Annotated in this window: 1 pseudogene; it reads left to right on the top strand. The window is 47.3% G+C overall.

What is annotated here, in order from left to right:
• Positions 1 to 70: 70 nt before the first annotated feature.
• Positions 71 to 847 (top strand): annotated as a pseudogene (locus R7Z50_RS26060) (DUF1566 domain-containing protein); the annotation flags it as partial.

Raw genomic sequence — 847 nt, 5'->3', positions numbered from 1 at the left:
TGCTTGTGCTTTCAATGTTGAGAGTGGTTCGCTCTCGTAATAACGATTCATCAAAAAGAAGATAAGACCTATGAAGTTTCAATATTCTCTCATTGCAGTCTCACTGGCCCTTGTTGGTTGTGGTGGCGGTTCTGGTGGTGGTGACGCAACGGCGCCAAGTTACAACGTAGCGGGAACCATTTCTGCGAAAGGTACGTTGTTAGATACACCAGTGTGCATCGATCTCAACCAGAACTTTGTGTGTGATGCGACTGAGCCGAGCACAAAAAGTAATAACGCAGGTGAGTTCTCGATTACCTCGACAAACAAGAACATTTTAACCAGTCCAATTTTGGCTCAGGTTGACCAAGGCGATGAGCTCACACTGAACATGATGACGCCGGGACGTGGTTTGAGCAAAGGTAACGACATTAATGGCGTTACCACATTAATCGCGGCGCTGGTTATTGATGGTAAAACCGTCAGCCAAGCAGAACAAGTTCTAAAAGATTGGCTTGCACATGCTAACGTGAAGCTGCCTGGCACCGTGATGTCGGATCCCAATGCGTCTGAGTTGGAATACATCGAGCAAAACACGGTCGGGTTGCTAAGCAAAATGAAGCCAGAACACATCACACTTGGCATGACGACGATGGCGCAAACACTCAGCTATAACGACAAATCTCTCGCGGCGTACTTGTTGAGTGATGTGGAGGTCTCTGAGTTAGCGGCTAAGTTGTCTTCTTTATCTGCGCTTGGCTCGGTAGGTAATGATACGGGTACCGTTTTGTATTATACGGTCGCTAAAGGACATTCGAACACAGCGACGCCTCAAGAACTTTTCCCAGGACAAGATGCTGAATTTGGC

Source organism: Vibrio sp. 1249-1, from assembly GCF_033340495.1.
This window is presented reverse-complemented; position numbering and strand designations above follow the sequence as displayed.